Source organism: Streptomyces sp. NPDC059582, assembly GCF_042735715.1.
Lineage (GTDB): Bacteria > Actinomycetota > Actinomycetes > Streptomycetales > Streptomycetaceae > Streptomyces.
Window position 1 is genome coordinate 37,923 of the sequence record NZ_JBHWCC010000012.1, and the last position, 26,140, is coordinate 64,062.

Genomic DNA, 26,140 nt, shown 5'->3' on the forward strand with positions numbered 1-26,140 from the left:
GACTACGCACGGTCTCCGTCAGTAGTCGAAGGCGCGGCCCGTGTTCGCCGCCAGGGCCGTGGCCAACGCGTCCTCGTCGATGCCCCGCACGGCGGCCAGGGCGCGGACCGTGACCGGAACGAGATACGGGGCGTTGGGCCGTCCGCGGTACGGGACCGGGGTCAGGAAGGGAGCGTCCGTCTCCACCAGGAGCAGTTCGAGGGGGGCCACGGCGACGGCGTCCCGCAGGTTCTGGGCGTTCTTGAAGGTGACGTTGCCGGCGAAGGACATGAAGTATCCGGCGCGGGCGCAGACCTGGGCCATCTCGGCGTCGCCGGAGTAGCAGTGGAAGACGGTCCGCTCGGGAGCGCCCTCCTCCTTCAACACGCGCAGGACGTCGGCGTGGGCGTCGCGGTCGTGGATGACGAGCGCCTTGCCGTGCCGCTTGGCGATCTCTATGTGGGCGCGGAAGGACCGCTCCTGCGCCTCCATGCCCTCCGGACCGGTGCGGAAGTAGTCCAGTCCCGTCTCGCCGACGCCCTTCACCTGGGGCAGCGCGGCCAGTCGGTCGATCTCGGCGAGCGCCTCGTCGAGCGCGGCCGCCCCGCCCGCTCGGCGCGCACCCTGCCGCGACCAGCCGTCGGGGTCGCCGAGGACGATGCGCGGGGCCTCGTTGGGGTGCAGGGCGACGGTCGCGTGGACACTGTCGTGCTGGGCCGCGGTCTCCGCGGCCCAGCGTGACCCCTTGAGGTCGCAGCCGACCTGGACGACCGTCGTGACCCCGACCGACGCGGCCTTCGCGAGGCCCTCCTCGACGGTGCCCGACTGCATGTCGAGGTGCGTGTGCGAGTCGGCGACCGGCACCCGGAGGGGCTCCGGGAGCGGCGGCGCCGCGTTCTTGTCGTCGTTCGAAGGCATGCCCCGATCCTACGAAAGGGGCATGCCCTCGCGGACCGCGCGGGGCGTCAGCTCGCCCTGCGGTGGAACGGGTGCCAGAGATCGGACAGATGCCAGTGGTGGTGCGCCGCCGCGGCCTCGGCCGTCGGCGGTTCCGGCTGCCCCTGCCGCTCCGGTCGTCGAGGCTGCTCCGCGAGGCGCGCCGCCGGCGTCGGCACCGGTGTCTGGGACTGCGCCGACGCCGGCCGCGGCTGCCGGTGCAGGAGGTTCTGCGCCGAGGACACCTGGCCCGCGCGCATGATCCGCACGATGTGCCCGTCACAGTTCACGCAGGCGGGACGGGTCAGCGGAGACGGCACGACCCGACCGCCCGCCACGTACAGCACGAACTCGTGGCCGTCGGCGTCGGTGTGGTGCTCTATCTCGTACGACTGCTCCCAGCCGTGCCCGCAGCGCATGCAGGCGAAGGAATACGACTCGTAGACCACGGCCGTCGCTCCGCCGCGCGGGCCGGTCCGCCCTGAGATCTCACTCATGCCAGCTCCTGTGGTCCGCTGGACAAGCACCCCCGAGCAAGGGGATTCCCCCCGGAATCCCCTTGGAGGCGAGGGACGGGTGCGTCCCTGCTCCCAGTGGACGCCTTCACCCGCGCGAACGCATCAGGCCTGTCGAGTGTTGGATTCGATTTGGACCTTCCTTGCCAAAGCGGGCTCGGCCACCGGCCTGGGCTTTGCCTTGGAAGAGTCCCCTTTGCCCGTGCATGGGGTGGACGCTCAGCGTGCCGCGTTCTTCGCCGCCACCACCGCGTCGAACACCTCGCGCTTGGGCAGCCCGGCCTCGGCCGCCACCGCCGCGATCGCCTCCTTGCGGCGCTCCCCCGCCTCCTCGCGCACCCGCACCCGGCGCACGAGTTCCTCGGCGTCGAGCTCCTCCGCGCCCCGCTCGGGCGCCCCCTCGACGACGACGGTGATCTCCCCCCGTACGCCCTCGGCGGCCCACTCGGCCAGCTCGCCGAGCCCGCCCCGCCGGACCTCCTCGTACGTCTTGGTCAGCTCGCGGCAGACCGCGGCGCGCCGGTCGGCGCCGAATACCTCGGCCATGGCGGCGAGGGTGTCGTCGAGCCGGTGCGGGGCCTCGAAGTACACGAGGGTCCGGCGCTCCTGCGCCACCTCGCGCAGCCGCGAGAGGCGCTCACCCCCCTTGCGCGGCAGGAACCCCTCGAAGCAGAACCGGTCGACGGGCAGCCCGGACAGCGCGAGCGCGGTGAGCACGGCGGACGGGCCCGGTACGGCGGTGACCCGGATGTCCTTCTCGACAGCCGCGGCGACCAGCCGGTAGCCCGGGTCGGAGACGGACGGCATCCCCGCGTCGGTCACCAGCAGCACGCGCGCGCCGCCGACCAGCTCCTCGACCAGTTCCGGCGTCCGGGCCGACTCGTTGCCCTCGAAGTACGACACCACCCGCCCCTTGGGCGTGACGCCCAGCGCCTGCGTCAGGCGCCGCAGCCGCCGGGTGTCCTCGGCGGCGACGACGTCGGCACCGGCCAGCTCCGCGGCGAGCCGGGGCGGAGCGTCCTGAACGTCGCCGATGGGGGTGCCCGCCAAAACAAGGGTTCCAGTCACGCCACCATCCTCCCAGGGGCCGACGCGGGGTAACGCATCCGGACCGGTACGGCCCATGCACGGGACTCACACAGAACGGTTCCCTACGATGGCGCGGTGACCAGTACCGCGTCCTCCACGGACATCCGGCAGGGCCGGGCCCCGCACGACCAGCGGCCGTCGTGGCAGCAGCGGCTGCGCCGATTCGGCTACGCGGCGAACACCGGGGGGCCCGGGAGCGACGTCCGCGAGCGGCTCGTACCGCCGTACACCGAGCCCAGTCCGCGGCTGTGGGCGGCGCTCGGCGTCCCGCACACGCTCGCCGACCGGCTCGCCCGCTGGTCCGGCTGGGGCGGTCCACTGCTGGTCACCCTGTTGGCGGGCGTGCTGCGGTTCTGGAACCTGGGCAGCCCGAAGGCGGTGATATTCGACGAGACGTACTACGCCAAGGACGCGTGGGCGCTCGTCCACCGCGGCTTCGAGGTCAACTGGGACAAGAACGCCAACAACCTGATCCTCTCCTCGGGCGGGCATGTCACCATCCCGTCGGACGCGGCCTACGTCGTGCATCCGCCGGTCGGCAAGTACGTCATCGGACTCGGCGAACTGATCTTCGGGTTCGACCCGTTCGGCTGGCGGTTCATGACGGCGCTGCTCGGCACGCTCAGTGTGCTGCTGCTGTGCCGGATCGGCCGCCGGATCTTCCGCTCCACCTTCCTGGGCTGCCTGGCGGGCGCGCTCATGGCGGTCGACGGGCTGCACTTCGTGATGAGCCGGACCGCGCTGCTCGACGGCGTCCTGATGTTCTTCGTGCTGGCCGCCTTCGGCTGTCTGGTCGTCGACCGCGACCGGGCGCGCGCGAGACTCGCGGCGGCGCTCCCGGCGGACGCGGACGGCCGGGTCCGGCCGGACGCGCGCCTCGCCGAGACCACCCGCCTCGGGTGGCGCCCCTGGCGCTGGGCGGCCGGCCTCATGCTCGGCCTGGCCCTCGGCACCAAGTGGAACACCCTGTACATCCTGGCCGCGTTCTGTGTGCTGACGCTGCTGTGGGACGTCGGTTCCCGCAAGGTCGCGGGCGCGCGCAACGCGTACCTGCCCGTCCTGAAGTACGACACGGGCATCGCGTTCCTCGCCACCGTCCCGGTCGCGATCGCCACGTACGTCCTGTCCTGGACCGGCTGGATCCTCTCCCCCGACAACGGCTCCGGCGGCTACTACCGCAACTGGGCCGTCACCGACGGCAAGGGCAGCGGCTGGTCCTGGCTGTTCCCGGACTGGTGGCGCAGCCTGTGGCACTACGAGCACGAGGTCTACGAGTTCCACGTCAACCTCTCCTCGCCGCACACGTACCAGTCGAACCCGTGGAGCTGGCTCGTGCTGGGCCGCCCGGTGTCGTACTTCTACGAGTCCCCCGCGCCCGGCGTTGACGGCTGCCCGACCGACGCGGGCGAGAAGTGCGCGCGGGAGGTGCTGGCGATCGGCACGCCGATGCTGTGGTGGGTGGGCTGCTTCGCCCTCCTGTACGTGCTGTGGCGCTGGTTCTTCCGCCGCGACTGGCGCGCGGGCGCGATCGCCTGCGGCATCGCGGCCGGGTACCTGCCGTGGTTCATGTACCAGGAGCGCACGATCTTCCTGTTCTACGCCGTCGTGTTCGTGCCGTTCCTCTGCCTGGCGGTGGCGATGCTGATCGGCGCGCTCGTCGGCCCACCGGGTTCGAGCGACACCCGCCGGGTCGCCGGCGCGACGGGCGCGGGCGTCCTGGTACTGCTCATCGCCTGGAACTTCATCTACTTCTGGCCCCTGTACACGGGCCAGGCGATCCCGATCGACGACTGGCGGTCCCGGATGTGGCTGGACACCTGGGTCTAGCTGCACAGACGTGGCGAGGGGGCGCGGCAGCCGGCCGCGCCCTCTCGGTCTTTGTCGGCCGTTGGCGGCCGTCGTCGGTCGCACCGATTGCCTCGTCGACGACCTCACTGACGGTGCGCGATGCGGAGGTTCCCTCAACTGTGGGAGACGGTGAGGCCGTAGAAGGCGACCCGGGCGCCCTTGGTAGTGCTGTCCGAGGACGACTGGTTGTACGAGCCGGCCTTGAAGTACTGCTTGTAGGCGTCGAACGACGACGGGATGGCGTAGTGCGTGGTGCTCCCGTTGACTGTCAGGTCGATGGTGTGTCCGCCCGAGACTGCGATCGTGTAGTTCCATGTCTTGCCGACCGATACGTGGCCGACGGTGTGCAGTGTCTGCCCTCCGGAGGGCGAGTTCTCCGTGCCGAGGACGATGTCACCGCTCGACCGGTAGTACAGCTCCAGCAGCGGCTTGGTGGACGAGCCTCCTGTGCCGAGGTGGATCTGTCCGACGCAGACGTTCGATGTGACGGACACGACCCGCAGCGTCGCCTTCATTGAATGCGTGCCGCTGAGCGACCAGTTGGCGGCGGTGCCGTTGCGGTTCATCTCCCGCAGTTCGGAGCGGGCGTAGTTCGAGTTCGGTGTGGTGACGCCCTTCTCCGGTGCCCAGAAGGTCATCGCGCCGTCACGGGTGTCCGTGTAGAAGTACGCGTCCTGGAACCCGTTGGCCCCCTGAAGCCGGGAGGACGGGATCGTCGTCGGCGATCCGGGGGAGCCCACCGGCTCCTGGAGCTGCCACACCGAGAGGTCGAAATTCCCACCGGGCGCGACGGACGGGTCCGCCATGGGCGAGGAAACGACGTCGGTACCGTGCCGGCCGCCGGGTGCGCCGGCTACGGCCGCGGCGGCGGCGGAAAGTGAACTGGCCGGCGCGGCGGGGGCCACGAGGACCAGGCCGCCGGTGACGGCGGTGGCGGTGGCCAGGGAGGTGAGCAGCGTACGCATGCGCATGGGGGGTGCCTTCCTGTCGGCTCGGTGGACTCGGTTGGCGGGCGCGCGCATTTCTCGGTGTTCATGTACATGAACTTCATATGTCAACATGAACACTTGGTGTCGCGACAGTAGGACTGTGGCGCGGCCACGTCAAGGCTGGTGGTGGAGCGACGCATTCGTACCGGTGAACTCGCCCGGCCGGCCGGTGAATGCCGCGCCCGGGGCGAGGCATGCCCGAATCCCCAGGCGATGGGCACCGCACCGCGTGACCATGCGAAGGGTCCGCCCCCGCCGACGTGACGCTTCCTCGACGTACGCCGGACGAGGCCGACCCTGCTGCGGCGGTAAGCGTCGTATCACCGACCCCCCAGGTCGTGGCGTCACTGTTGGAGTCGACCTCCTTCCGGCTCGGCTGCGGGGCGATGCAGAAGTCGCCCTCGCCGGCACCCACATGACCCACGACGGGCGAGTTGGCCGACGACCCGGGATCTCGCCAACTCGAGGCGACGGCCGGGTTAAGAGCTGGGCCCGGTCGGCAAGGGTGCACAACCCCCCTGGCGCCCCTCTTGTCTGACGCGGGTGAAGTGATCACCCGATTCATCGAGCGTGGGGAAACCACATCATGCGCAGACGCGCCACCGCCGCCACCGCCACCGCCGCCGCTTTCAGCGCTGTCCTGGCCGTAGTCGCTCTCGCCGTCCCGGCCGCCGCCCAGGACGACTCGGTAACGAAGTTCTGGAACATCGATGTCAACCACAACCGCGACTACACCGTCGGCGTCGAGGCCGCACGGAAGAGGGTCTTCACGATCGGCGCGACGGTCAGCGACCCGAACGGCGTCCGGAGCGTGTCGTTCGAGCTGCGGCACGGAGAGGAACCGGCGAAGGCCGACGGACTCATGGTCGGACGCGCCGACTGCTCGAAGATCGACGCGACCACCTCCTACTGCGAGGCCCTCCTGACGGCCGACCCGAACGTCAACCTCCACGACAACTCCGTCGCCGGTCTCTGGTACCTCACCCCCGTCGCCGTCGACGGCGACGGCAACGTGACCCGCGCGGACGGCCTTTACCACGCGTACTTCGCACGCATCAAGCGCGACGCCTACGTATCCCAGACCGTCGCCACCCCGCAGCCGGTGAAGAAGGGCAAGAGCCTCACGGTCAAGGCCCAGATGACCGTCGCCAGCTGGGAGAAGCACAAGAACGTGCCCCTCATCGGGCACCAGGTGCTGCTCCAGTACCGCAAGGGCACCAGCGGCCCCTTCGTCACGCTGAAGAAGCTCAAGACCGACCGCAACGGCTGGGCCACGACCACCGTGAAGGCGACGGCGGACGGCGCGTACCGCTACAACTTCGCGGGCACGAGCCTCACCACGGCCTCGATCGGCTGGGCCGACTACGTCGACGTGAAGTGAGCCCCGACCCGGTGAAGTGACCGTCTCCCGCGACCGGTACGGCTCCCGCCGGCCGTTTCGAGCCCCGCGCCGCGGACACCCCCGCCCCGGTCGGCGACCGGCGTTCACGGATGTGGCCGAGGGCGCGGATCCGATCGCGCCCCTCCCCGCCCGTCTAACGATTACGGAAACCTCTGTTCCGGGAGACCGCTTTCCGTCTACTGTGGGCCAGGCCGGGGGTTTCTGAACGCGTTCAGAAACCCCCGGACAACTTCACAACGGGGAACGGGGAGGGACTCGTACATGCACAAGGGGGCAAAGACCGCCGTCGTAGGGACGGTGTTCGTGGTGATGCTGGGGGGTGCCGGGTACGGCGCCTACAACTTCGTGTCCGCGCTGAACGGCGACGGTTCCGGGGGCCCGGGGGCGAGCGGGCCCGCGCCCGTGAAGACCGGTCCGCCGAGCGGCGCGGAAGTGAAGGAGACGAGCGCCGAGTTCTTCGCGGCCTGGGAGCGGGGGGAGGCGGCGAAGGCGGCGGACTACACCGACAACGCGGCCAAGGCCGAGCCGCTGCTGACGTCGTACGGCCAGGACGCGCACATCACGGGCGTGAAGATCACGCCCGGTGCGGCGAGCGGTGACACGGTTCCCTTCACGGTGAAGGCGACGGTGTCGTACGAGGGGAAGTCCAAGCCGCTGGACTACAAGAGCGAGCTGACGGTGGTGCGCGGGGCCACCACCGGGCGGGCGCTGGTCGACTGGGCGCCGTCGGTCGTCCATCCCGAGCTGAAGGGCATGGACGACACCCTGGTGACCGGCGAGTCGGCGAGCCCGCCGATCGAGGCCGTGGACCGGGACGGGAAGGTCCTGACGAAGGAGAAGTACCCCTCCCTCGGGCCGATCCTGGACGGGCTGCGCGACAAGTACGGCGAGCGGGCGGGCGGCACGCCCGGCGTCGAGCTGAGTATCCGGCACGCCGACGGGAACACCGCCGACACCACCCTGGTGACCCTCGCCAAGGGGAAGGCGGGCAAGCTGCCGACGACGCTCAGCGCGAGCGCGCAGGCGGCGGCCGAGCAGGCGGTGCGCGACTACAGCGAGTCGTCCGTGGTGGCCGTGAAGCCGAGCACGGGTGAGGTGCTGGCGGTCGCCAACCATCGAGGCGACGGCTTCAACGCCGCGTTCCTGGGCGAGCTGGCGCCCGGCTCCACGATGAAGATCATCAGTGCGGCGACCCTCATCGACAACGGGATCACGACGGCGAACGGGCCGGCGCCCTGCCCGGACACCAAGGTCTGGCAGAGCCAGACCTTTCACAACCTCAAGGACATGGCGCCGAACGAGGGAGCGACCCTCGCCGAGAGCTTCTCCCGCTCCTGCAACACCGCGTTCGTGGGCTACGCGGACGAGGTCAAGGTGGACTCCCTGACCGACGAGGCCCAGAACCGGTTCGGGCTGGGACGGGACAACTGGAAGACCGGCATCCCGTCCTTCGACGGCTCCGTCCCGGCCTCCGGCGGCCCGGACACCGCCGCCAACATGATCGGCCAGGGCCAGGTCCAGATGAGCCCGCTGAACATGGCCTCGGTGACGGCGACCGCCATGACGGGCACCTTCCGGCAGCCGGTGATCGTGCCGCAGGACCTCGACGGCCGTGAACTCGCCACGGCGCGGGGCCTGCCGTCCGGCACGGTCCAGCAGTTGCGCGCCATGATGAACCGCACCGCCACCAGCGGCACCGCCGCCCACGTGATGGCCGGCCTCAGCGGCCGTATCGGCGCGAAGACCGGCTCGGCCGAGGTCGACGGCCAGTCCAAGTCCAACAGCTGGTTCACCGGCTACCGCAACGACATCGCGGCGGCGGCCATGACCCAGGAGGGCGGCCACGGCGGCGACGCGGCGGGCCCGATCGTGGCGGCGGTGCTGCGCGCGGGCGGCTGACGGCACGACCCCGGGAACCCCTCGGCCACCGGGCGGCGGACCGCTGCGGGGGTGGCTCACGTCACTCCCACAGGACGGGACTCTAGGCTGTTGCCGTCGTTGGGTGTGTGAGGGCAGCGGGGCGAGCGGCCCTGGGGAATCGCGGAGGGTCGGGCTGTGGGCAAGAGGAGACGGGTCGCCGAACGGCGGCGCACGAGACCGGCGGTGATCGCCGGCGTGGCCGCCGTGGTGGTGGGGGGCGCCGGGTTCGGGGTGTACGCGCTGTACGGCGGCGGGACCGCGGCCCAGGACGACGCGGCCGCCGCGAAGGCGAAGGCGGTCAAGACCGGGCCGCTGTCCGCGACCGAGGTCACCACCGCGGCCCAGCGGTTCCTCACGTCCTGGCAGCAGGGCCGCACCACCCTGGCCGCGGCCGCCACGGACGACTCCGCGGCCGCGACCACCCTGCTGACCGGTTACACCAAGGACGCCCATGTCACGGGCGTCACCCTCACCGTCGGCACCCGCGCCGGCGACAAGGTGCCGTTCTCGGTGAAGGGCACGGTGACGTACAAGGGCGTCAGCAAGCCGCTCGCGTACGACAGCGCGCTCACGGTCGTGCGCCGGGCGGCGGACGGCAAGCCGCTGGTCGACTGGCACGCCTCCGTCGTCCACCCCGACCTCCAGGACGGCGACACGCTCGTCACCGGCGCGTCCGGCACCCCGCCGGTGAAGGCCCTGGACCGCGACGGCGGGGAGATCACCGCGGCCAAGTACCCCTCGCTGGGCACGGTGCTGGACGGACTGCGCGAGAAGTACGGCAAGATCGCCGGCGGCAAGGCGGGCGTCGAACTGCGGGCGGTGCGCGGGAAGGCGTCGAAGGCGAAGAAGGCCTCCGACAAGACCCTGCTGGAGCTGAGCGAGGGCACCCCGGGCACGGTGAGGACCACGCTGAGCCCGGCCCTCCAGGCGGCGGCGGAGCAGCAGGTGACCAAGCAGACGCGGGCGTCGGTGGTCGTCATGCGCCCGTCCACGGGCGAGATCCTCGCGGTGGCCAACACCAGCCACGGTTTCAACACGGCGTTCCAGGGCTCCCTGGCGCCCGGCTCCACGATGAAGGTCATCACCTCCTCGCTGCTGATCGAGAAGGGGCTGGCGTCGGCGGACAAGACCCACCCGTGCCCCAAGACCTTCAGCTACGGCGGCTGGAAGTTCCACAACGACGACGACTTCGAGATCAAGGGCGGCACGTTCAAGGCGAGCTTCGCGCGGTCCTGCAACACGGCCTTCATCAGCCAGGCGGGCAAGCTCGACGACAGCGACCTGCCCCGGCAGGCCCAGCAGGTCTTCGGCCTGTCGATGAACGACTGGGCGATCGGCGTGCCCACCTTCGACGGCGCGGTGCCGGCCCAGAGCGCGGCGCAGAAGGCGGCGGAGCTGATCGGCCAGGGCGGGGTGCGGATGAACCCGCTGAACATGGCGTCCGTCGCCGCGACGGTCCGCACGGGCGTCTTCCACCAGCCGTACCTGGTCGCCCCCACGGTGGATCACCGCACGCTGGCCACCGCCTCGCGCACGCTGTCCGCGGACACGCTGTCGCAGCTGCGCGAGCTCATGCAGTACACGGCCGCCTACGGCACCGCCGCCGAGGCGATGTCGGGGCTCGGCCCGGACTACGGCGCCAAGACGGGCTCGGCGGAGGTCGACAACCAGGAGAAGCCGAACGGCTGGTTCACGGCGTACCGCGGTGACCTCGCGGGGGCCGGCGTCGTCCAGGCGGGCGGCCACGGCGGGGACACGGCCGGCCCGATCGTGGCGTCACTGCTGCGCGCGGGCGGCTGAGCGGGCGCTGAGGCGGGCGGGTCCGGCCTCCCGCTGGAGTGCCCTCGCCCCGCCTGGCCCGCCACGGGCCGCCCTCGGACCGTCAGTTCGCCACCGGCGTCGCCGTGTACGTACGGCGCAGGAACCGCACCAGGGCCTTCGACTCGAACTGCACCACCGAGACCCCCTGCGCCGAGTGGAACTCGACGACGGCCTGGACCCGGCCGCACGGCCACACCCGCACGTCTCCCGAGCCGGCCGGGGCCCGCAGCCCCTGCTCCAGCAGGGACCGGGAGAAGGTCCACTCGTGGGCGGGGAGACCGATGCGGACGGCGCGGGGATCGGCGTCCGGGTCGTAGCGCAGTACCACGGGGACGGCTCCGGGATCCTCCAGGGTGTCCTCGTCCGTGACGATGTGGACTTGCGCATACTGTTCGACTACAGACATCGGACGGCCCCTAACAATCGGTGACCTGCGCGAAAGCCATGCATCCGCTTTCTCTCCAATGTCGCATATTTTCCGGTACGCGCCCCCCGAGGCGGCAGATCTCCTGCCAGATGACGACTCCCTCGCTCTTGCAAGCCGTTCGCATTAAGCCACTATCATCGAACGGTGCATGTGCCTGACGGATTCATCAACGCCCCTACGTCCGCCGTGACCGCAGTCGTCGCCGCGGGAGCCGTCGCCGTGAGCCTGCGCGGCGCCCGCCGCGAGCTCGACGAGCGCACGGCCCCGCTGGCCGGACTCGTGGCAGCGTTCATCTTCGCCGTGCAGATGCTGAACTTCCCGGTCGCGGCCGGGACCAGCGGACATCTGCTCGGCGGCGCGCTGGCCGCGATACTCGTCGGCCCCTACACAGGGGTCCTGTGTGTGTCCGTGGTCCTGCTCATGCAGGGCATCCTCTTCGCCGACGGCGGTCTGACCGCGCTCGGCGTGAACATCACCGACATGGCGATCGTGACGACGGTCGTCGGGTACGCCGTCTTCCGCGGCCTGCTGAAGGTGCTGCCGCGCAAGCGCCGGTCGGTGACCGTCGCCTCCTTCGTCGCCGCCCTGCTCTCCGTCCCCGCCGCCGCCGTGGCGTTCACCGCGATGTACGCGATCGGCGGCACCACGGACGTCTCCATCGGCAAGGTCGCCACCGCCATGATCGGCGTGCATGTGCTGATCGGCATCGGCGAGGCCGTGATCACCGCGCTGACCGTCGGCGCCGTGATCGCCGTACGGCCCGACCTCGTCCACGGCGCGCGCGGGCTGGAGCCGAGGCTGAAGCTGCGCGTGGCCGGCGACCTGGTCGACGCGCCCGTCGCCGCGCCCGTTCCGGTGGCGGCCCGGACCTCCCGCCGCACGGTGTGGATCACCGGCCTCGTCACCTCCCTCGTGCTGGCCGGCTTCGTCAGCTTCTACGCTTCCGCCAACCCCGACGGCCTGGAGAAGGTCGCCCACGACAAGGGCATCGACCGCAAGGCCGAGCAGCACGCGTCCGCCGACTCCCCGCTCGCCGACTACGGCGTCAAGGATGTCGAGAACGCCCGCCTGTCCGGCGGTCTCGCGGGCGTGATCGGCGTCGGCGTCACCGTCGTCGCGGGCAGCACGGTGTTCTGGGCGGTACGCAGGCGGCGTACCGCCGACGTGTCGCCGTCGGCAAGCACGGGGGTCTGAGATGGGCGCCGGGCACGCGCACCGGCTCTACCGGCACGGGCACTCGCCCGTGCACGGACTGCCGCCGCACACCAAGCTCGCCGCCACGTTCGCCTTCGTGGTGGTCGTGGTGTCGACCCCGCGGGAGGCCATGTGGGCCTTCGGCCTGTACGCCGTCCTGCTCTGCGTCGTCGCGTACCTCGCACGCGTGCCCGCCGCCTTCCTGCTGAAGCGACTGCTGATCGAGGTGCCGTTCGTCGCGTTCGCCGTGCTCATGCCGTTCGTGGCGGAGGGCGCGCGGGTGCACGTGCTGGGCCTGTCGCTGAGCGTCGAGGGCCTGTGGGGTGCCTGGAACGTGCTCGCCAAGGGCACCCTCGGCGTCGCCGCCTCCGTCCTGCTCGCCTCCACCACCGAGCTGCGCGAACTCCTCCTCGGCCTGCAACGCCTGAAGCTACCGCCGCTGCTGGTGCAGATCGCGTCCTTCATGATCCGCTACGGCGATGTCATCACCGACGAGATGCGGCGGATGCGGATCGCGCGGGAGTCGCGCGGGTTCGAGGCCAAGGGCGTACGGCACTGGGGGGTGCTCGCGAAGTCCGCGGGCGCGCTGTTCATCCGCTCCTACGAACGGGGCGAGCGGGTGCATCTGGCCATGGTCAGCCGGGGCTACGCCGGTGCGATGCCGGTCATCGACGAGGTGACCGCCTCCCGGGCGCAGTGGTCCTACGCCCTCACCCTCCCCTTCGCCGCCCTCGTCGTATGTCTGCTGGGATGGACGCTGTGACACCTTCGCTGGAAGTGGCCGGACTGGCCTTCGCCTACCCCGACGGCCATCAGGCCCTGTTCGGCGTGGACTTCTCCGTCTCGCGCGGCGAGCGGGTCGCGCTGCTCGGGCCGAACGGCGCCGGGAAGACGACCCTCGTGCTGCACCTCAACGGCATCCTGACCGGCGGGGCGGGGACGGTGACGGTCGCGGGGCTGCCCGTCGGCAGGAAGCACATGGCCGAGATCCGCCGCCGGGTGGGCATCGTCTTCCAGGATCCCGACGACCAGCTCTTCATGCCGACGGTCCGGGAGGACGTGGCATTCGGTCCGGCGGCGGCCGGTCTGAAGGGGCCCGAGCTGGAGGAGCGCGTGGACCGCGCGCTGACGCAGGTCGGCATGGCGGGGTTCAAGGACCGCCCGCCGCACCACCTCTCCTTCGGGCAGCGCCGTCGGGTGGCCGTGGCGACCGTGCTGGCGATGGAGCCGGAGATCCTGGTCCTGGACGAGCCCTCGTCCAACCTGGACCCCGCCTCCCGGCGCGAACTCGCCGACATCCTGCGGTCGTTGGACGTGACGGTGCTGATGGTCACGCACGACCTGCCGTACGCGCTGGAACTGTGCCCGCGGGCGCTGATCCTGAGCGAGGGCGTGATCGCCGCGGACGGCCGCACCGGCGAACTGCTCGCGGACGACGGGCTGATGCGCGCCCACCGTCTGGAACTCCCCTTCGGGTTCGACCCACGCTCGGTGACAGCGGGCGCGTGACGCGTCGAGAGGGCACCGGGCCGGACGACGGGTCGCTGCCCCTGGACCGCCAGGCGCGCTTCGCCCTGCATACGGCCCCGCGCCTGGCCGCCCCGCTCCCACGCGCCCCGCGGCGACATCGACGTGCCGATCCTGCCGGGCTGAGCCGCCCGGGAGCAGTCCAGGAGCCGGGAGCCGCCCCGGAGCCACCCCGTGGAATCGAAGGCCGTACGTCCGTGTTGCACTGACTGTCGAAAGCCAGTGGAGTGAAGGGACCCCGGACGTGATCGTGAACGGCACAGTGGCCGAGGGCTTCGAGCCGGTCAGGGAAGCGTTCGTCCGCAACTTCGAGACACTCGGGGACCGGGGCGCGGCGGTCGCCGTCTACCGGGACGGGCAGCGGGTCGTCGACCTGTGGGGCGGGACGCGGGACGTCGACGGCACACGGCCCTGGGAGCGGGACACCGCCCAGATCGTGCGCTCGGCGACCAAGGGCGTCGCCGCCGCCGCGCTTCTGCTGCTGCACCAGCGCGGGGCGCTGGACCTGGACGCGCCGGTCGGCACGTACTGGCCCGAGTACAAGGCGGCGGGCAAGGAACGGACCCTCGTACGGGATCTGCTCGCGCACCGCGCGGGCGTGCCGGTGCTGGACCGCCCGCTGAGCTCGGCCGAGGCGGCCGACCCGGACCTCGGCGCGGCGGCGGTCGCGGCGCAGGCGCCGGTCTGGGAGCCGGGCACGGACCACGGCTACCACGCGCAGACGTACAGCTGGCTGACCGGCGAGCTGGTCCGGCGGGTCACGGGCCGGCCGATCGGCGAGTGGATCGCGGCCGAGCTCGCCGGACCGGCCGGGGCCGACCTCTGGCTCGGGCTGCCGCCGTCGCGGGCCGGCCGGGTGGGCCGGGTCGGGCCGGTCGAGCCGCCTGCGGAGCCGGGCGGTCTGCGGACGCGGCCCAAGCGGTCCGTGGCCGACGCCTACGCCGACCCGAAGTCCCTGACCCGCCGCGCCTTCGCCGCGATCACACCGATGCCGGACGAGAACGACCCGACGTACCGGGCGGCGGCCCTGCCCGCCTCCAACGGCATCGCGACCGCCGACGGGCTGGCCCGCTTCTACGCCTGCCTGATCGGCGAAGTGGACGGCGGGAGAAGGCTGTTCGCTCCGGAGACGGTGGAGCTGGCCCGGGGCGAGCGGTCGGCGGGAGCCGACCGGGTCCTGGTGGTCGGCACCCGCTTCGGCCTCGGCTTCATGCTGCACGGCGCGGCCTCGCCGCTCCTGTCCCCGCACTCCTTCGGCCACCCCGGCCGCGGCGGCGCGCTCGGTTTCGCCGACCCCGAGTCGGGTCTCGCCTTCGGCTATGTGACGAACGGCTTCAGGACGAGCGTGACGGCCGATCCGCGCGCGCAGGCGCTGGTGCGGGCGGTGCGGGAGTCGCAGTCCCGGTAGCCGCAGTCCCGGTAGCCGCAGTCCCGGTAGCCGCAGTCCCGCTAGTCGCAGTCCCGGCAGTCGCAGTCTCGGTGGCCGCAGTCCCGGCAGTCGCCGTCCCGGGAACCACAGTTCCGGGCGCCGCCGTCCCGCTGAAGGCGCGGCGGTACCAGGGCGCGCACGCCTCGAAGGCGGTGGTGAAGTCCGGGCCCGGACCGGTCCTGAGCAGGGACCACAGCCGGCCGCCGTCGTACCAGCGGTCCATGGAGATCAGTTCGAGGTGACGCCGGAGGTCCGCCCCGGCGGCCGGGGCGAGTCGCTCCCTCGCGTCGGCCACGCCGATGTCCCCCTCGGGCAGCGGGAGGTCCAGCGTCCGGCAGACCGTGCCGATCAGTTCCCGGACGGTCACCGGGCGCGGGTGCGCCGCGTGCAGAACGCCTCCGGCGGGCGGTGGCGCGGTGAGGGCCAGTTCCGTCAGGGCGGCGGCCAGGACGGGGGCCGCGACCATCGACAGACGGGCGGTGCCGCCCTCCACCCAGTGCGGCAGCCGGCGCACCAGCCGGGCCAGGGCCGGGACCACCCATGTGTCGCCCTCGCCGTAGACGAGGTACGGGCGTACGACCGTGCCGCCGGCGGCGAGGACCAGTCGTTCACCGGCCAGCCGGGCCGCGCTGGTCGCCGAGACCGGCGCCTCGCTCAGGCTTCCCTCGCGCGCGCCGCGGTGCGGCCCGTCGCCGTAGACGGCGGCGGTGCCCAGCTGGACGACACGGCCCACACCGGCCCGGCCGGCCTCGGCGAGCAGCGCCCGGGTGCCCCCGTGGTTGACGGCCCGGCACTGCTCGGCGTCCCCCCCGACCCGGCTCGCCAGATGCAGGACGGTGGTGACGCCGGCGCAGACGCCGCGCAGCGTGGCGGGGTCGGCGAGGTCGCCGTGCACCGTCTCGACGACGCCGTCGGCCGTGCGGTCGGGGGCGGGGCGGTCGTGGACGAGCAGCCGCAGGGCCGGCCCCCCGGACCCGGCCGCGGCGGCCCGCAGCAGGGGCACGACATGGGAGCCGATGAAACCGGTGCCGCCGGTCACGAGAACGCGTTCGCCGGTCAACGGCCGCCTTTCGCCGAGGTGTTCGGGTCGGTGCCCACCAGCGTAGGGGGCGAGCACCACACCCGGACCGGAGCCCCCACCGCCCCGGCCGTCGCCTCAGACGTTGATCGAGTGCGAGATGCGCCCGGACTCGGCGTCGATCTCCCCGTGCGCTTTCTCCAGCAGCTGCATGGCCAGCTCGTTCAGCGCGCGGGCGCCCGCCACCTCCTCCCCGACCCTCGGCTGCCGGGAGTCGGAGTGGTGCCGGCTGGCGTGGCCGTGCGCCCGGACCTCGCTGCCGTCGGGCAGACGCACCATCGCGACCGCGCGCGTGTGCTGGTCGTCCTCCAGGAACTCCATCTCGACATGCCATCCCACTGCGGTGTGCATCATGACGATCACCTCCGGAACACCTGCTTCCAGGGTGCTCCTCACGACGCACGGCCGCACCCACGGCACCCACGGCACCGACACGCACCGCCGTCCGGAGGGCTCGGCTCAGCCCAGCAGGAGCACGCCCTCCGGCGCGGTGATGCCGAAGTCCTCGTCCAGGATCCTGCGGGCCTCCGCCTCCCCGGTGAGCTCACGTTCGGTGACCGTCCCGTCGGCGCGGGTCTCGGTGAGAAGCCGTCCGCTGAGCAGGAGATGACGGTCGGGAGTGACCCGCTGCGCGTAGGAGCGCCGGCTGAACGGGGAGCGCGGATTGGTGGCGATGTGCCAGTTGACCACCTCGAAGTCGGGCGCCTCGAACGGCTCCAGCGTGAAGGCGTACTGCGCCTGCCACGGCCCCTCCCCCGCGTCCTCCGCGCCCCCTGGGCCCTCCGGCTCCTGCGGCCCGTACGCCTGGAGCACCCACATTTCCAGCGGCCCCCGCTGCGGGGCGTGCACCAGCCGGTGCCGTCGCCCGGCGTCGTGGAACTCGACACCCGCGACCAGGGGCACCGGCTCCAGCAGCGCGCCGATCGCGCCGAATCCCACGTCGGCCAGATACGGCTGCGGGTCGCCCGGCACCTCGACGAGCAGCGCCATGTGCGTGCGCGGCCGGTCCTCGATCCGTTCCGCGCCCAGGGCGACCCGCGCGGCCAGCCGCGTCACCCGCAGGCCGAGGGCTTCCAGCGCGCAGGCGAGCAGCGTGTTCTGCTCGTAGCAGTAGCCGCCGCGCCGGCTGTGCAGCAGCTTGGCCGTCAGGTCGGCGGGGTCGAGCGAGGGCGCCGTACCGCCCAGCGCGTCGAGGTTCTCGAACGGGATGCCCCGCATCTGCGCGAGATGCACCCCGCGCAACGTGGCCAGGTCGGCCCGCGGTTCCCCCTCGAACCCGATCCGTCGGAGATAGGCGCCCAGGTCGAACGGGGTTCCCGGGCTTGACTGCGCTGTGTCGGACATACCCCACCCTAGGCACGCCCGCGACGCCGGTCGGGGAGCCGAGGCGCGACCGCGCTCCGTCCTCGCGTCCTCGTCCTCGCGTCCCACGCCCACACGCCTCGGCGGCCTGTCCGGGGTGCCGTGTCAGCGGTGGCTATCCGGTGTGCAGCATCAGCCCGATCCCCACCACCAGCAGGCCCGCCGCCGCGATCCGCGGCACGCCGAAGCGCTCCTTGAAGAACAGCGCGCCGATCGCCGCGCCCACGATGATCGACGACTCGCGCAGCGCCGCGATCGGCGCCAGGTCGGCCTTCGTCTGCGCCCACAGCACCAGCCCGTACGCCGCCACGGACAGGACCGCGCCGAGCAGCCCCACTCCGGCGACGGGACGCAGGAGGGCGGGCAGTTCCCTGCCCCAGCGGCGGAGGGCGTACACGGGGAGGAAGGCGCCCTGGACCGCCATCAGCCACGCGATGTACCCCAGGGACGACCCCGAGGCCCGCACGCCCAGCCCGTCGACGACGGTGTACGCGGCGATGGTCACGCCGGTCGCCAGCGCGGCCCCGACGGCCGCCCAGTCGGGCCGGCGCCCGCGCAGCCCCCACAGCGCGACACCGGTCAGGCCCACGCAGGACACGACGACGCCCGCGGCCGACCAGCCGTCGGGCACCTCGTGCGCGAAGACGGCGGCGAGCACGGTGACCATGAGCGGCGCGCTGCCCCGCGCGATCGGATAGGCCTGTCCGAAGTCACCGAGCCGGAACGACGTCATCAGCAGCGCGTAGTACGCGAGGTGGATGGCGGCGGACAGCAGGAGACAGGGCCACGCCGCGGCCGCCGGGAACGCCACGAACGGCGCCGCCGCCAGCCCGATCAGCAGTCCGCCGCCCGCGATGATCGTGAACCCGAGCAGTTTGTCGGTGATCCGGTGGGCGATCGCGTTCCAGCTGGCGTGGGTGAACGCGGCCAGCAGTACGGCCGCGGTGACGAGCGGGGTCACGCGGTGAGCTCGCGCACGTCCACCAGGGTGGCACCGGCGTGGGCGACCAGCGTCTTCGGTTCCATGGGGAACACGGTGTACGGGGTTCCGGCGGCGGCCCACACGATGTCGTGCCCGAGCAGGGACCGGTCGGCGAGCACCCGGGTCCTCGTGCGGTGCCCGAAGGGCGGGACGCCCCCGATGGCGTACCCGGTCGTCTCCCGTACGAGTTCGACCTTGGCCCGGGTCACCTTCCCGGCGCCGAGCTCCTGGCGTACCAGCTCCACGTCCACCCTGGACGCGCCGTCCATGAGGACCAGCACCGGCACCCCGTCCGCCGCGAAGATCAGCGACTTGCAGATCTGGCTGAGCTCGCAGCCGAGCGCGGCGGCGGCCTCCGCTGCGGTCCGGGTGGCGTCCGGGAAGCGCCTGATCCGCCCGTGCACGTCCGCGAGCCCCAGCTCACGCAGGGCCTCGGCGAACCGGGGGTGAGCTCCGGAGTCCTCGGCGGCGGTCCCGTCGTTCGTCGTCGTCATGCACGGCACGCTAGCGGGACGTGTACGAGGCAGGCGAACGGGTTACCGGGTCAAGAGCCATGGACATAGTAGCCATGTACATTATTTCTCGTGAGCGACGCACCGAAGAAGACGACCCCGGGCCACCTCGTCTGGCTGCTGTCCAACAAGTGGCGCACCGCGGTGGACCAAGCCCTCGCACCCCTGAACCTGACGCACGCCCAGTACGTGCTGCTCGCCTCACTGGCGGGGATGGAGCGCTCCGGCCGGCAGCCCAGTCAGCGGGAGGTCGCCGACCACACCGCCCTGGAGGCCCTCTACGTCTCGAAGCTGGCCCGTTCCCTGGAGGCCGCCGGGCTGCTGCGGCGGACCCGCGACGCCACCGACACCCGGGTCGTACGGCTGTCCCTCACCGAAGAGGGCCGTACGACCGCCGGGCCCGCCATCGCCGTCGTACGCAAGCTGCTCGACCAGCTCCTCGCCCCGCTGGGCGGACTGGACGATCCGCGCACCGCGGCCTTCGAACGCACCCTCATGGACCTGCTCGACACGCCCCTGGGCCCCACGGCCTGACGGCCGTCGGGAATCCGGCACAGAGCCGAAGCTCCGCCACGCAGACCTCGCCGTACAAGCCCCCGCTGCGCGGACCCGCGCCGTACGACCTCGCCGTACAGCCGAAAGGCCGGTGAAGGCGCCCCGTCCCCACGGAACCCTCACCGGCCGGTCCTTCGGTACCGCTTCGCGTCAGACGCGCACGAGCTTCCGGTCCTCGTCCGGGTCCGTGTCCCTGGCGTCGGCGGCCTTGCGCAGGCCCTCGCCCTCCACGTCCACGTTCGGCAGCGCGCGGTCCAGCCACCTCGGCAGCCACCAGGCCTTCTTGCCGAGCAGCGCGAGCACCGCCGGGACGATGGCCATCCGGACCACGAACGCGTCGAAGAAGACCGCGATCGCGAGGCCGAAGCCGATCATCTTGATCATCGACTCGCTGGAGCCGATGAACCCGGAGAAGACGGCGATCATGATGACGGCCGCGGCCGTGACCACCCGTGCGCCGTGCTTGAAGCCGGTCACGACGGCCTGGCCGGGCTTCTCCCCGTGGACGTACGCCTCACGCATCCGGGTCACGAGGAACACCTCGTAGTCCATGGCCAGGCCGAAGACCACGCCCACCATGAAGATCGGCATCATCGACATGATCGGTCCGGTCTCCTCGACGCCCAGCAGGCCGGACAGCCAGCCCCACTGGAAGACCGCGACGACCGCGCCGAGGGCCGCCATCACGCTGAGCAGGAAGCCGAGCGCCGCCTTCAGCGGGACCAGGACCGAGCGGAACACCACGATCAGCAGCAGGAAGGCGAGGCCCACCACCAGCGCCAGGTACGGCAGCAGCGCGTCGTTCAGCTTCTGCGAGAAGTCGATGTTCATCGCCGTCGAGCCGGTGACGAGGACCTTCGCGTCCGTGTCGGCCTCGATCTGCGCGCCCGCGTCCCGGATGCCGTGCACCAGGTCCTCGGTGGTGACCGAGGACGGCTTGGAGTCCGGGATCACGGCGATCGTCGCGGTGTCACCGGCCTTGTTGAACTGCGCCGGGGCCACCGTCACGACGTCCTTGAGACCCTTGATCTCGTCGGACACCTTGCTGACGGCCGCCTTCGGCGAGTCGCTCGCGTCCGCGTCGACGACGACCATCAGCGGGCCGTTGAAGCCGGGGCCGAAGCCGTCCGACAACAGGTCGTACGCCCGGCGCTGCGTCGTCGACGTGGGCTGCGAGCCGTCGTCGCCCAGGCCCAGTTCCAGCGAGGCCGCCGGGACGGCCGCCGCACCGAGTCCGACCACACCGAGCAGCAGGACCGCCACGGGCCGGCGGACCACGAAGCTCGCCCAGCGCGTGCCCATGTTCGGCCTGCCCGGGTTCGCGGCCGCCTTCCGCGCGGCCCGGCCGCCGCCCAGCAGCCTGCTCTTGCGGCCCGCCGGCTGCACCTTGCGGCCCGCGTAGCCCAGCAGCGCGGGGATCATCGTCAGCGCGATGAGGACCGCGATCGCGACCGTGCCCGCCGCCGCGACACCCATCTTCGTCAGCATCGGGATGTTGACGACCGAGAGGCCGACCAGCGCGATGACCACCGTCAGGCCCGCGAAGACCACCGCGGAGCCCGCCGTGCCGACGGCCCGCCCGGCCGCCTCCTCGCGCTCCCGGCCCTCGGCCAGCTCGGCCCGGTAGCGGGAGACGATGAACAGCGCGTAGTCGATGCCCACCGCGAGACCGATCATCATCGCGAGGGTGGAGGTGGTCGAGCCCAGGTCCAGCGCGTTCGCCAGTGCCGTGATCGTCGAGACGCCGATGCCCACGCCGATCAGGGCGGTCAGCAGCGGCAGACCGGCCGCGATCAGCGAACCGAAGGTGATGACCAGGACCACCGCGGCGATCGCGATACCGATGACCTCCGTGGAGCCGGTCTCGGGTGCCGCGGTCAGCGCGTCACCGCCGATCTCGACGGTCAGCCCGGCGCCGCGCGCCGTCTGCGCGGCCGCGTTCAGGGCGTCCTTGGAGGAGTCCTCGAGCTCCATGCCGGAGACGTCGTACTTCACGGACGCGTACGCGACCGAGCCGTCCTTGCTGACCGCGTGCTTCTCGAACGGGTCGTCGACGGAGGCGACCTCGGAGCCGTCGGACAGCTCCTTCACCGCCTTGCGGACGGTCGCCTTGTTGCCGGCGTCCGTCATCTTCTCGCCGCTCGGCGCCTTGAAGACGACGCGCGCGGTGGCGCCGTCGGCGCTCGTGCCGGGGAAGCGCTGTTCCAGGAGGTCGAAAGCCCTCTGCGCTTCCGTACCGGGGATGGAGAAGGACGAGTTGCCGGCCGCGGGGGCGCTGGCCGCGCCGACACCGGCGAGGGTCAGCAGCGCCACCCATATCAGGGCGACGAAATGCCGTCGCCGGAAGGCGAACCGGCCGAGTTTGTAGAGGAACGTGGCCACGAGGGCGTACTCCCGGTCAGTCGTGGGGTTTTCAGGGCAGGGGGATCAGCCCGACGACGTGAGCGGTTACGTCAGGTGGGGGCTAGCTCGGGGGACTTGTCAGAGGGTGGGCACGCCGAGGGCGGGGAGGACCACGGCGTCGATGTACGAGGTGAGGAAGTCCTGCGTCGGCGGATGGTCGTCGATCAGCGCCCGGGTGGCGAACGCTCCGATGAGCATGTGCACCACGTACTCCAGCGCGGGACAGTCCGCGCGGACCTCGCCGCGGTCGACGGCCCGTCCCAGCAGCGCGCGGAACTCTTCCATCTCCGGCTCGACGAGCAGTTCCTTGAACGCCCGCAGGAGGTCCGGGTTGGTGTGCACCGCCATGAACAGGCCCCGCATCAGGGCCGAGTTGCGCTCCATGGTGCAGTCGTCCTCGCGCGTCACCAGCACACGGAAGTCGCCCCGGAGGGACCCCGTGTCGATGTCACCGGCGCGACCCGGCTTGCTGTGCCGGATCGCCGTGGCGACCAGCTCCGGCTTGCCGCCCCACTGACGGTAGAGCGTCGCCTTGCTGGAGCGGGTGCGGGCGGCCACGGCGTCCATGGTGAGGGCGTCGTAGCCGACTTCCCGGAGCAGGTCGAGCACGGCCTCGTACAACTCGGCCTCACGCTCGGGCGTGATCCGACTGCGCCGCGCCGTTGCGATCTCAGTCATGCCACTCACCCTTCCCACTCCGACGAGCACTCCCGACGAGTACTCAGAACGACACTGTTTCGTACTTCCGCTTCGTACACCACGAATGTAGCGCAGCATTCTGCGAAACGAAACCGTTTCGTACGTGTCCTGGGTCACCCCCTGCGGCACCCCTGAGCCACCCCTTGCGTCACCCCCTGAGCGCCCCGCACGGGAATGCACAAGTTGCCCGGCCCTATCAGGAGGAAAAGCATGGGGAGGTGAGCTATCTGCGCATGCCCCACATCAGCGGAGACCTGCTGTGCTTCGTCTCCGAGGACGACCTCTGGCTGACCTCGCTCGACGGACCCGGCCGCGCCTGGCGGCTCACCGTCGACCGCACCAAGGTCGGCCACCCCCGCTTCTCGCCCGACGGCCGCCACATCGCGTACACGACATGGCGCAGCCTCGTCCCCGAGATCCATCTGACGCCGGTGGACGGCGGGCCCGGGCGAAGACTCACCTACTGGGGCAGCGCCGACACCCAGGTATGCGGCTGGACCCCGGAGGGCGACATCCTCGCCGTCGCCTCCCACAGCCAGCCCTTCTCCTACTTCACCTGGGCCCACAAGGTCCCCACCGACGGCGACCCCGGCGGCAGGCTGCCCTGGGGCCCGGTCGCCGACATCCAGGTCACCGACCTCGACGGGGAACGCAAGACCCTCCTCCTCACCGGCACCCCGCCGCACGAACCGGCCGCCTGGAAGCGCTACCGGGGCGGGGCCATGGGCCGGCTGTGGCTGCACGGCCGGCAACTGGTCGCCGACATCGGCGGCCATCTGGCCTCCCCGATGTTCGCGGGCGGCCGGATCGCGTTCCTCTCCGACCACGAGGGCGTCGGCAATCTGTACTCGTGCGCGTACGACGGCTCCGACCTGCGCCGCCACACCGACCATGACGCGTTCTACGCCCGCAACGCCTCCACCGACGGCACCCGGGTGGTGTACCAGTGCGCCGGTGACCTGTGGGTCGTCGACGAGCTGACCGCCGACTCCGTCTCCCGCAAGCTCGGCGTACGGCTGAGCGGGCCGCGCGCCGGGCGCCGCACGTACCCGGTTCCGGCCGCGCAGAACGTGGACGGCATCTCGGTGGACGAGACGGGACGCGCGAGCGCCGTCGTGGTGCGCGGCAGCCTCTACTGGCTGACGCACCGCGACGGCCCGGCCCGCACCATCGCCGACACCCCGGGCGTACGGGTCCGGCTGCCGGAGATGCTCGGCTCCGGCGGGCAGGTCGCCTACGTGACGGACGCCGAGGGCGAGGACGCGATCGAGATCGCCTTTCTGCCGCGCGCGACGGGCGACCGCGAGCCCCGGCGGCTGGCCTCCGGGGAACTGGGCCGGGTCCTGGAACTGGTCGCCGACCCGGCGGGCGAACGCCTCGCCATCGCCTCGCACGACGGACGGCTGCTGCTCGTCGACGCCTCCGAGGACTCCAACGGCGAGGTGACCGAACTGATCCAATCGATCAACGGCCCCGTGCGGGACCTGGCCTTCTCGCCCGACGGGACCTGGCTGACCTGGTCGCATCCGGGGATCGGCCGGTCGCTGCGGCAGATCAAGATGGCGCGGATCACCGGGAACGGACACGCGGCCGGTCTCATCGTCGACGTCACCAACGGCCGCTTCGAGGACGAGAACCCGGTCTTCACCCGGGACGGGCGCTATCTGGCCTTCCTGTCCTGGCGCGGCTTCGACCCGGTGTACGACGTGCACACCGGCGACCTGTCCTTCCCACTCGGCTGCCGCCCCTACCTGGTGCCGCTGTCCTCGGCCACCCCCTCCCCCTTCGCCCTGAGCCCCGAGGGCCGCCCGGCCGCCGGAGGCCTGGACCCGGTGGAGAACGAGGGTGCCGACGGCGCCGTGACCGTCGAGGTCGAGGGGCTGGAGAGCCGGGTGACGCCGTTCCCGGTCACCGCCTCCAAGTACTCGGCGCTGCATCCGGTCGCGGGCGGCGGCCTGGTCTGGCTGCGCTGGCCGATCTCGGGCGCGCTGGGCGAGACGTTCGTGAACCCGGACGACACCAGCGGCCGTCCCACGCTCGAACACTTCAACATCACCAAGGCGAAGAAGTCCGAACTCGTCGACCACCTGGACTGGTTCGCGGTGAGCGGGGACGGGACCCGGCTGGTCGTGGTCGACGAGGGCGACCCGCGGGCGGTGCCCTCCGGCGAGTCCGGCGACAGCGACACCACGGTCTGGATCGACCTGCGGCGCATCCTGCACGAGGCCGACCCGCCCGCCGAGTGGCGCCAGGCCTACGACGAGGCGGGCCGCCTCATCCGTGCCTACTTCTGGGACCCCGGCATGTGCGGCATCGACTGGGACGGTGTGCTGGAGCAGTACCGGCCACTGGTCGAACGGGTCGCGTCCCCCGACGAGTTCGCCGACCTGCTGCGCGAGGTCCTGGGCGAGCTCGGCACCTCGCACGCCTACGTCACGCCCGCCCGCCGCAACGAGGGCCCGCCGCACTACCAGCGCTGGCAGGGCCTGCTGGGCGCCAACCTCGTACGCCGGGACGGCGGGTGGATGGTCAAGCGGATCCTGCCGGGCGACTCCTCCGACTCCAAGGCCCGTTCGCCGCTGGCCGGCACGGGCATCCGCCAGGGAGCCGTCCTCACCCACGTCGACGGGCGGCCCGTGGACCCGGTGACCGGGCCCTACCCGCTGCTTGCGGGTGCGGGCGGCACCACGGTGGAGCTGACGTTCGTCCCCGCGGAGGGCGAGGCCGGGCGGTCCCGGCGGGTGGCCGTGGTGCCCCTCATCGACGAGCGGCCGCTGCGCTACCAGGACTGGGTGGCCAAACGCCGGGAGGTCGTCCACCAGATGAGCGGCGGCCACTGCGGCTATCTGCACATCCCCGACATGGGCGGCTCCGGCTGGGCCCAGTTCAACCGGGACCTGCGCATGGAGGTGTCCCGGCCCGCGCTCCTGGTCGACGTGCGCGGCAACGCCGGCGGCCACATCAGCGAACTGGTCGTGGAGAAACTCACCCGCAGGATCCTCGGCTGGGACCTGACGCGCGACGCCCAGCCGGTGTCGTACGCCTCCAACGCCCCCCGCGGGCCGGTGGTCGCCCTCGCCGACGAGGCCACGTCCTCCGACGGCGACATGATCACGGCCGCCTTCAAACTGCTGAAGCTCGGCCCGGTGGTCGGCCAGCGGACCTGGGGCGGTGTGGTCGGCATGACCGGACGGCACCGGCTGGGCGACGGCACGGTGATCACGGTGCCGATGAACGCGGCCTGGTTCGACGCGTACGGCTGGTCCGTCGAGAACCGCGGTGTCCTGCCCGACCTTGAGATCCTCCGTACGCCCCTGGACTGGGCCGAGGGACGGCACGCACAGCTGGACGACGCGGTGCAACTCGCCCTGGACCTGCTGGAGTCGAACCCGCCGGCCACGCCTCCGGACTACAGCCGCGTACCGGACCGGTCGCGGCCGAAGCTGCCGCCGCGGGCATGAGAAAGGGGTGCC

The 26,140-nt window shown here is 71.8% G+C and carries 22 protein-coding genes; 10 read left to right on the top strand and 12 right to left on the bottom strand.

What is annotated here, in order from left to right:
* Window positions 1-18: 18 nt before the first annotated feature.
* The 3 genes from ACFV0T_RS13485 to rsmI all read right to left on the bottom strand — a co-directional run bounded on the left by ACFV0T_RS13485 (window position 19) and on the right by rsmI (window position 2,498).
* Window positions 19-897, bottom strand: a complete 879-nt coding sequence (locus tag ACFV0T_RS13485) for a TatD family hydrolase (protein ID WP_385777862.1) — start codon at window positions 895-897, stop codon at window positions 19-21.
* Between the two features lie 47 nt (window positions 898-944).
* Complete coding sequence (locus ACFV0T_RS13490; protein WP_385777864.1) at window positions 945-1,412, bottom strand: hypothetical protein; 468 nt, start codon at window positions 1,410-1,412, stop codon at window positions 945-947.
* Window positions 1,413-1,649: 237 nt separating this feature from the next.
* On the bottom strand, window positions 1,650-2,498 hold the full coding sequence (gene rsmI, locus ACFV0T_RS13495) for a 16S rRNA (cytidine(1402)-2'-O)-methyltransferase (RefSeq protein WP_385777866.1): 849 nt from the start codon (window positions 2,496-2,498) through the stop codon (window positions 1,650-1,652).
* A 96-nt stretch (window positions 2,499-2,594) separates the two neighbouring features.
* On the opposite strand from rsmI, the gene ACFV0T_RS13500 reads away from it, so the two are divergent.
* Window positions 2,595-4,346 carry a dolichyl-phosphate-mannose--protein mannosyltransferase gene (locus ACFV0T_RS13500; protein ID WP_385777868.1) on the top strand — a complete coding sequence of 584 codons (1,752 nt, stop codon included), beginning with the start codon at window positions 2,595-2,597 and terminating at the stop codon, window positions 4,344-4,346.
* A gap of 134 nt (window positions 4,347-4,480) precedes the next feature.
* Here ACFV0T_RS13500 and ACFV0T_RS13505 read toward each other — a convergent pair whose 3' ends face one another.
* Window positions 4,481-5,338, bottom strand: a complete 858-nt coding sequence (locus ACFV0T_RS13505; protein ID WP_385777870.1) for a polysaccharide lyase family 7 protein — start codon at window positions 5,336-5,338, stop codon at window positions 4,481-4,483.
* A 604-nt stretch (window positions 5,339-5,942) separates the two neighbouring features.
* On the opposite strand from ACFV0T_RS13505, the gene ACFV0T_RS13510 reads away from it, so the two are divergent.
* The 3 genes from ACFV0T_RS13510 to ACFV0T_RS13520 all read left to right on the top strand — a co-directional run bounded on the left by ACFV0T_RS13510 (window position 5,943) and on the right by ACFV0T_RS13520 (window position 10,478).
* A complete protein-coding gene (locus ACFV0T_RS13510; RefSeq protein WP_385777872.1) occupies window positions 5,943-6,737 on the top strand; it encodes a hypothetical protein in 795 nt (264 codons plus the stop codon).
* Between the two features lie 282 nt (window positions 6,738-7,019).
* Window positions 7,020-8,657, top strand: coding sequence for a penicillin-binding transpeptidase domain-containing protein (locus ACFV0T_RS13515; protein ID WP_385777874.1), 1,638 nt, complete (start codon window positions 7,020-7,022; stop codon window positions 8,655-8,657).
* Window positions 8,658-8,813: 156 nt separating this feature from the next.
* Window positions 8,814-10,478, top strand: a complete 1,665-nt coding sequence (locus tag ACFV0T_RS13520) for a penicillin-binding transpeptidase domain-containing protein (RefSeq protein ID WP_385777876.1) — start codon at window positions 8,814-8,816, stop codon at window positions 10,476-10,478.
* An 82-nt stretch (window positions 10,479-10,560) separates the two neighbouring features.
* Here the strand turns inward: ACFV0T_RS13520 and ACFV0T_RS13525 are convergent, their stop codons facing one another.
* The gene (locus tag ACFV0T_RS13525) at window positions 10,561-10,905 is read right to left on the bottom strand and encodes an SsgA family sporulation/cell division regulator (protein WP_385777878.1); all 345 of its coding nucleotides are present in this window, start codon (window positions 10,903-10,905) and stop codon (window positions 10,561-10,563) included.
* A gap of 165 nt (window positions 10,906-11,070) precedes the next feature.
* Between ACFV0T_RS13525 and ACFV0T_RS13530 the strand changes: the two genes are divergently transcribed.
* The 4 genes from ACFV0T_RS13530 (at window position 11,071) to ACFV0T_RS13545 (ending at window position 15,055) form a co-directional block, all read left to right on the top strand.
* On the top strand, window positions 11,071-12,120 hold the full coding sequence (locus ACFV0T_RS13530; RefSeq protein WP_385777880.1) for an energy-coupling factor ABC transporter permease: 1,050 nt from the start codon (window positions 11,071-11,073) through the stop codon (window positions 12,118-12,120).
* A gap of 1 nt (window position 12,121) precedes the next feature.
* The gene (gene cbiQ / locus ACFV0T_RS13535) at window positions 12,122-12,883 is read left to right on the top strand and encodes a cobalt ECF transporter T component CbiQ (protein WP_385777882.1); all 762 of its coding nucleotides are present in this window, start codon (window positions 12,122-12,124) and stop codon (window positions 12,881-12,883) included.
* The gene (locus ACFV0T_RS13540) at window positions 12,871-13,629 is read left to right on the top strand and encodes an energy-coupling factor ABC transporter ATP-binding protein (RefSeq protein WP_385777885.1); all 759 of its coding nucleotides are present in this window, start codon (window positions 12,871-12,873) and stop codon (window positions 13,627-13,629) included. The genes cbiQ and ACFV0T_RS13540 overlap by 13 nt, the downstream gene beginning before the upstream one ends.
* 262 nt (window positions 13,630-13,891) lie before the next feature.
* On the top strand, window positions 13,892-15,055 hold the full coding sequence (locus tag ACFV0T_RS13545) for a serine hydrolase domain-containing protein (RefSeq protein ID WP_385777888.1): 1,164 nt from the start codon (window positions 13,892-13,894) through the stop codon (window positions 15,053-15,055).
* Here the strand turns inward: ACFV0T_RS13545 and ACFV0T_RS13550 are convergent.
* The 5 genes from ACFV0T_RS13550 to ACFV0T_RS13570 form a co-directional block, all read right to left on the bottom strand.
* Window positions 14,982-16,136 (bottom strand): NAD-dependent epimerase/dehydratase family protein, encoded by a 1,155-nt coding sequence (locus ACFV0T_RS13550; protein WP_385777891.1) that lies wholly within the window; start codon window positions 16,134-16,136, stop codon window positions 14,982-14,984. The two genes, ACFV0T_RS13545 and ACFV0T_RS13550, sit on opposite strands and share 74 nt — an antisense overlap.
* A 96-nt stretch (window positions 16,137-16,232) precedes the next feature.
* Window positions 16,233-16,508, bottom strand: a complete 276-nt coding sequence (locus ACFV0T_RS13555; RefSeq protein WP_385777893.1) for a DUF1876 domain-containing protein — start codon at window positions 16,506-16,508, stop codon at window positions 16,233-16,235.
* A gap of 105 nt (window positions 16,509-16,613) precedes the next feature.
* Window positions 16,614-17,498 (bottom strand): arylamine N-acetyltransferase, encoded by an 885-nt coding sequence (locus ACFV0T_RS13560; RefSeq protein WP_385777895.1) that lies wholly within the window; start codon window positions 17,496-17,498, stop codon window positions 16,614-16,616.
* 133 nt (window positions 17,499-17,631) lie between these two features.
* Window positions 17,632-18,477 carry an EamA family transporter gene (locus tag ACFV0T_RS13565; RefSeq protein WP_385777897.1) on the bottom strand — a complete coding sequence of 282 codons (846 nt, stop codon included), beginning with the start codon at window positions 18,475-18,477 and terminating at the stop codon, window positions 17,632-17,634.
* Window positions 18,474-18,992 (bottom strand): YbaK/EbsC family protein, encoded by a 519-nt coding sequence (locus ACFV0T_RS13570; protein WP_385777899.1) that lies wholly within the window; start codon window positions 18,990-18,992, stop codon window positions 18,474-18,476. The genes ACFV0T_RS13565 and ACFV0T_RS13570 overlap by 4 nt, the downstream gene beginning before the upstream one ends.
* 90 nt (window positions 18,993-19,082) lie before the next feature.
* Between ACFV0T_RS13570 and ACFV0T_RS13575 the strand changes: the two genes are divergently transcribed.
* Window positions 19,083-19,544, top strand: coding sequence for a MarR family winged helix-turn-helix transcriptional regulator (locus ACFV0T_RS13575; protein ID WP_385777901.1), 462 nt, complete (start codon window positions 19,083-19,085; stop codon window positions 19,542-19,544).
* Window positions 19,545-19,715: 171 nt separating this feature from the next.
* Here the strand turns inward: ACFV0T_RS13575 and ACFV0T_RS13580 are convergent, their stop codons facing one another.
* A complete protein-coding gene (locus tag ACFV0T_RS13580; RefSeq protein ID WP_385777903.1) occupies window positions 19,716-21,947 on the bottom strand; it encodes an MMPL family transporter in 2,232 nt (743 codons plus the stop codon).
* Window positions 21,948-22,046: 99 nt separating this feature from the next.
* Window positions 22,047-22,646: a TetR/AcrR family transcriptional regulator gene (locus tag ACFV0T_RS13585; RefSeq protein WP_385777905.1), complete on the bottom strand. Its 600-nt coding sequence runs from the start codon at window positions 22,644-22,646 to the stop codon at window positions 22,047-22,049.
* Between the two features lie 239 nt (window positions 22,647-22,885).
* Here ACFV0T_RS13585 and ACFV0T_RS13590 point away from each other — a divergent pair, with 239 nt between their 5' ends.
* Complete coding sequence (locus tag ACFV0T_RS13590) at window positions 22,886-26,128, top strand: S41 family peptidase (RefSeq protein ID WP_385777907.1); 3,243 nt, start codon at window positions 22,886-22,888, stop codon at window positions 26,126-26,128.
* The last annotated feature ends 12 nt before the right edge of the window (window positions 26,129-26,140 follow it).

What these genes read in the sequence shown, in the direction of transcription:
- ACFV0T_RS13525 (WP_385777878.1), bottom strand. Translation starts at nt 10,905, where the DNA reads ATGTCTGTAGTCGAACAGTATGCGCAAGTCCACATCGTCACGGACGAG.
- ACFV0T_RS13585 (WP_385777905.1), bottom strand. Translation starts at nt 22,646, where the DNA reads ATGACTGAGATCGCAACGGCGCGGCGCAGTCGGATCACGCCCGAGCGT.
- ACFV0T_RS13510 (WP_385777872.1), top strand. Translation starts at nt 5,943, where the DNA reads ATGCGCAGACGCGCCACCGCCGCCACCGCCACCGCCGCCGCTTTCAGC.
- ACFV0T_RS13515 (WP_385777874.1), top strand. Translation starts at nt 7,020, where the DNA reads ATGCACAAGGGGGCAAAGACCGCCGTCGTAGGGACGGTGTTCGTGGTG.
- ACFV0T_RS13555 (WP_385777893.1), bottom strand. Translation starts at nt 16,508, where the DNA reads ATGATGCACACCGCAGTGGGATGGCATGTCGAGATGGAGTTCCTGGAG.
- ACFV0T_RS13570 (WP_385777899.1), bottom strand. Translation starts at nt 18,992, where the DNA reads ATGACGACGACGAACGACGGGACCGCCGCCGAGGACTCCGGAGCTCAC.
- ACFV0T_RS13490 (WP_385777864.1), bottom strand. Translation starts at nt 1,412, where the DNA reads ATGAGTGAGATCTCAGGGCGGACCGGCCCGCGCGGCGGAGCGACGGCC.
- cbiQ (WP_385777882.1), top strand. Translation starts at nt 12,122, where the DNA reads ATGGGCGCCGGGCACGCGCACCGGCTCTACCGGCACGGGCACTCGCCC.
- ACFV0T_RS13485 (WP_385777862.1), bottom strand. Translation starts at nt 897, where the DNA reads ATGCCTTCGAACGACGACAAGAACGCGGCGCCGCCGCTCCCGGAGCCC.
- ACFV0T_RS13505 (WP_385777870.1), bottom strand. Translation starts at nt 5,338, where the DNA reads ATGCGCATGCGTACGCTGCTCACCTCCCTGGCCACCGCCACCGCCGTC.
- ACFV0T_RS13540 (WP_385777885.1), top strand. Translation starts at nt 12,871, where the DNA reads ATGGACGCTGTGACACCTTCGCTGGAAGTGGCCGGACTGGCCTTCGCC.
- ACFV0T_RS13560 (WP_385777895.1), bottom strand. Translation starts at nt 17,498, where the DNA reads ATGTCCGACACAGCGCAGTCAAGCCCGGGAACCCCGTTCGACCTGGGC.